At 33.5% G+C, this 4,847-nt stretch carries 4 protein-coding genes; all 4 read left to right on the top strand.

Features of this window, described 5'->3' with window-relative positions:
- A partial coding sequence (locus ACWVCY_RS03890) for an electron transfer flavoprotein subunit alpha/FixB family protein (RefSeq protein WP_455140422.1) occupies positions 1–719 on the top strand: 719 nt, incomplete at its 5' end.
- Between the two features lie 282 nt (positions 720–1,001).
- Positions 1,002–3,194 carry a (Fe-S)-binding protein gene (locus ACWVCY_RS03895; protein WP_455140424.1) on the top strand — a complete coding sequence of 731 codons (2,193 nt, stop codon included), beginning with the start codon at positions 1,002–1,004 and terminating at the stop codon, positions 3,192–3,194.
- 128 nt (positions 3,195–3,322) lie between these two features.
- Positions 3,323–3,700, top strand: a complete 378-nt coding sequence (locus ACWVCY_RS03900) for a VOC family protein (protein WP_455140426.1) — start codon at positions 3,323–3,325, stop codon at positions 3,698–3,700.
- Between the two features lie 157 nt (positions 3,701–3,857).
- Entirely contained in the window at positions 3,858–4,814 is a 957-nt protein-coding gene (locus tag ACWVCY_RS03905) for a diacylglycerol/lipid kinase family protein (protein ID WP_455140427.1), read from the top strand.
- Positions 4,815–4,847: the final 33 nt, after the last annotated feature.

The following is a 4,847-nucleotide window of genomic DNA, read 5'->3' on the forward strand; positions in this document are numbered from 1 at the left end:
CAATTATAAAACAAGAAAATCCTAATATTGTCGTTGCAGGCGCTAGTTTATATGCACAAGAAATGATGCCTCGTTTAGCTGCTCGGTTTAATAATGCAATTTTTGCTTCTGTAAAATCCCTTAAAATCGATGCTGACAAAATAGAAGCAATTCATCCTCTCTTTGAAGAAAAATTGTTTGTTAAGATGGAAGGTGATCTCAATAAATTAAATTTCGTTACTATTCTTCGAGGAAATAATCCCGAATTAGAACCTGATGCTTCTTTAACAGGAGAGGTTATTAATTTTTCACCAGTAGTTGATACAAAAGATAAAAGGGAACATTTTATTGAAGAAAAAATGGCTAAAGTATCTGTAGATATTACTAAGGCCAAACTTTTAGTTTCTGGTGGTCGTGGTGTTGGTACCAAAGAGAAATTTTCTATAATTTTTGATACAGCTAAAGCATTAGGTGGTGAAGTAGCAGCTAGTAGAGCAGCAGTAGATGCTGGATGGGTACCACATGATCATGAGGTTGGTCAGACTGGAAGTACTGTAAATCCTGATATTTACATAGCATGTGGAATTTCTGGTGCTATTCAGCATCTTGTTGGAATGCGAAACTCTAAAACAATTATTGCTGTAAATACTGATGAAGAAGCACCAATACTAGAGATTGCTCATTTCGCGATTATTGGAGATCTTCATGCGGTCCTTCCTGAATTAACAAAACATGTTTAGACTATCTAAACTGTTTTCTTTTTTCTTTTCTGAAATCAATTTTTGCTTTACTAGTTTAATGACCTTGAGTGTTATTAAACAGCTGAATTATAATCGCCAAAACTTCAAATAAGTTTTGTCAATAACAAGAAATAATTTCCGAAAAAGGACAATAGTGTTGGAACTGCTTTATATCTTCTTGATTTAGAATATTTTATGTCCTCCTAAATACTTCTAAGAATCCTCAAGATTATAAGCAAATTATTCCTTGCAAAACAAGTCAAATGAAATATGGGTTTAAAAATGTTTCAAGAAATTCTTAAAATATTACAGGAATGGTTTTGGACCGCAGAAAGAAAAATGTATTGGCCAAAAGGGATTGAACCCTATGGTCAAGTTATTACTAACTTAATTTACATCAGTGCTTTAATTGCAACTATAATAGTCATCATTGGCATTTATCGTGGGATACGTGTTTGGTTTCATGGGAGATATGATAGATCTGATCAGAAATTTTTCTCATTTTTTGTTTCTGTTGTGAAGAAGGGGTTTAAAAACCTTTTTTCACGCTCTTTCCTGAAAAGGATCTATTATAGCATTGGTGGAGGAATATTTAAGCGAAATACTCGGGGAAAAACAAGTTTTGCAGCACATTTAATGATTATGTTGGGTTTTCTTGGAGCCATGATAGCAACAATAATTGCAACTATACATGAATATATTTTTCATGAAAAGTTACTTATTGGACCAATATATTTGGCTTACTCATTTGCAGCTGATTTTGCAGGAGTACTTCTTTTCTTAGGAGTTTTGCTTGCAATTATTAGACGATATGGTATTGATCGTGATTATTATCCTCGCGCTGGCTTTGAAGATTTACTCCTTTTACTCCTTCTCTTCTGGGTAGCATTTTCAGGATTTTTTGTCGAAAGTACAAGAATTCTCTATGGATTAATTAACACTCCTGATTTTATTGAGTTTGAGTGGGTATCATTTATTTCAATGCCAGTAGCACAAATAATATATTTTTTAACACCAAATATTACCAATTCACAAATTTTTGCGCTTCATAGTTTCTTTTACTTTACTCATCTGACAGCAGCGTTTATTGGAGCTGTATATCTTACATTTGGTAAATTTTTCCATGTAGGTATTGGGATTGCAAACATACTTCTAAAGGATATTGAGGTACCCAAAGGACAACTTAATTTTCTGGCAGAGGGAATAAGTAAAATAGAAGATTTCTCCTTTTACCAACTCTTGGAAGCTTCTGCTTGTATGAAGTGTCATTTTTGTCATAATTATTGTCCTGCTCAAGACTCAGGGGAACCACTTTCCCCTTTGAAAGTTATCCAGAATATTCGTGATTGGGGAAAAAAGCAATATGGATTGATTCGTTCTCATAAAAATGTTCCTATACTAGCTGATAATCAAGAAAAATCTGGTTTAACTGAAGATGTTTTATGGGCTTGTGTGACCTGTTATGCTTGTGTCAATGCTTGTCCTCATATGATTAATCACGTTGATATGATCGTTGGATTAAGAGCTACACTTGTAGAACAAGGATTAGTTCCTGGAACTTTTACTACAATGCTTGAATCAGTTTATCAATATGGGAATGTTTGGAATCAACCTAAAAGAGATCGAACACAATGGTTAAAGGAGGGAATCCTTCCTAAAATAAAAGATTCAGAGTCAAAACTTCTTTGGTTGCCAGGGGATACTTTAGCATATGACCCACGAAATCAAAAAGTAGCTCGTGCAACCTATGAAATATTTAATAAAATTGGGCTTGATTATGGAACCTTTGAAGACGCTGAAAAGAACGATGGTAATGAAATGCGTCGAATAGGAGAAGAAGCCCTATTCCAGATGCTTGCTGAAGAAAATATTCAGATGTTTAAAAAACGAGAGGTTAAAAGAATTGTGTGTTCATCACCTCATGCCTATAATACAATTAAAAATGAATATCCCGAATATGGGGGAAAATTTGATGTTGTACACATAAGTCAATTACTTTCTGAACTGTTTGAAGATGGTAGACTTAAATTTTCGAAAGAATTAAATTATGATGTGGTTTTCCATGATCCGTGTTATTTAGGGCGGTATAATAATATTTTTGATGCTCCTCGAAAATTGCTTCAGGCTATACCCGGGATTAAACTCTCTGAAATGCCAAATCATAAACAGTTTTCTTATTGTTGTGGAGGTGGTGGAGGAAATATGTTCAGAGACACCCCTGAATGGGTAGAAATGCGTATTTCTGAACGACGGGTTCGAGAGGCTAGAAAGACCTTTAATGAATTTAAAGCAGATAATGAAAAAAGTACTCAGAGGAAAAAACTATTGGTAACTGCTTGTCCTTTCTGTATGTCGATGTTAACTGATGCAGTAAAAACACAACAATTTGAGGAGATTTTCGAGGTAAAAGATCTTGTTGAAATTATAGCAGAAGCATTAGCTGATCTTCCATTAGTAAATTATAGTTTCACATGAGATGTATATTAAGAACAACACACAATTCATTATCATTCGGTTTGATACCAAACTCCTTTAGATATAAGAGAGAGCAACCTAGAAGATACAATTACACAATTATTCATTGATGTGAGTAAGTGAATCTAATGAAATTAGAACCAATGATTTACACAAAAAACATTGAAAATTCAATTAAATTCTATCGGGACATTTTAAGATTTGAAATAGATGAATATTATCCAAATAATGAGAATCCTACATGGATCGCTGTTCGTATTGGAAATGATCGTTTTGGTATCGGAAGAACTTTTCCTGATATTAACCACAAGCTCCACCCAAGAGGGATTGATGGTTCTGGGGTTCAATTTTATATTAAAGTTACAGATGTAGATGAATTATATAAAAACTTTCGAGATAAAGTAGAAATAATTGATGATATTGAAAATAAGCCCTGGGGAGATAGAGAATTTACATTCAAAGATCCAGATGGATATTTATTATCATTTTATTCAAAAATTAATTAAAAAATCATAAATTGTCCAAATTATTGCTTAAATGATAAAAAGCATAGAGGTTTATTAAAGGAGATAAGAATAATAATTAAATTATTTTCTTTAAAAGAATAATTGATTTTCCCAATTTTCAATCATTTTGGATGGTTTCGTCTTGAAGAAGTATTTTATGATAATCAATCCCACTGCTGGGGGCGGTCGTGTGAAAAAACAATGGCCTGAGATTATAAAACCATTAATTGATGAAATTGGAATTGATTATGATTTCGAGTTCACTTCGTACCCTCATCATGCAATTGATATTGCTAAACAACGTGTAAGCGAGGGATATGAAATTATATGTGCAATAGGAGGAGACGGAACCGCAAACGAAGTGTTAAATGGGATCCTTAAAGCAGATAAAAAGGGAATATTTGCTGCTATTCCCTTAGGGTCAGGAGATGATATTCCCACAGTTTTTGGGATTCCTGAAAAAGATTTAAATGCTGCTATTCAATGTCTAGTTAATGGAAGCAATTTATCTTTTGATGTTGGCTATTGTGTGAATGCAGATAGATACTTTGCAGGAGCAGCCTCAATGGGATTTGATGCAGAGGTCGCAAACCGTGCTAATAGAAGCGGAAAGAAACGCAAAGGAGCAAAAAATTATCAAATTGCTGTATTCGAGACTATCTTAAAATTCCGACCTTATGATTTAAAAATTATAATAGATGATCAGGATCCCATCCAAGCGAGAAGAATGCTCCTTGCGATTGGAAATGGTACACGTTATGGTGGAGGTATGCATATCTGCCCAGCAGCTTCGGTTCAAGATGGTATATTTCATACAACTGCTTTAAAAAAAGTCAGTCGTTTTACATTAGTTCGTTTATTTAGACTTATTTATGATGGTGAACATGTCTATCATTCTAAGGTCGAAACTTTTCAAGGAACTAAATTTTTTGTTGAGTCTGTAGGAAATAAATGCTTATATCAAGCAGATGGAGAAATTCTTGGTTTTTTACCTGAGACATTCATCACAAAACCCAGAGGTATTACTGTTCGTGTTCCGGACCCTTGGATTTCTTATTCCAAAATTTGGGAAAAAAGATTGCAACTTAAAGGAAAGAAAATTCCAATTTATTAGATTATTTCGAATAACATTGAAAATCATTTTGAC

Source organism: Candidatus Hodarchaeum mangrovi, from assembly GCF_975850365.1.

Excerpts from the sequence above, each read along its gene's own strand:
- ACWVCY_RS03895 (WP_455140424.1), top strand. The coding sequence starts at position 1,002 with ATGTTTCAAGAAATTCTTAAAATATTACAGGAATGGTTTTGGACCGCA.
- ACWVCY_RS03900 (WP_455140426.1), top strand. The coding sequence starts at position 3,323 with ATGAAATTAGAACCAATGATTTACACAAAAAACATTGAAAATTCAATT.
- ACWVCY_RS03905 (WP_455140427.1), top strand. The coding sequence starts at position 3,858 with ATGATAATCAATCCCACTGCTGGGGGCGGTCGTGTGAAAAAACAATGG.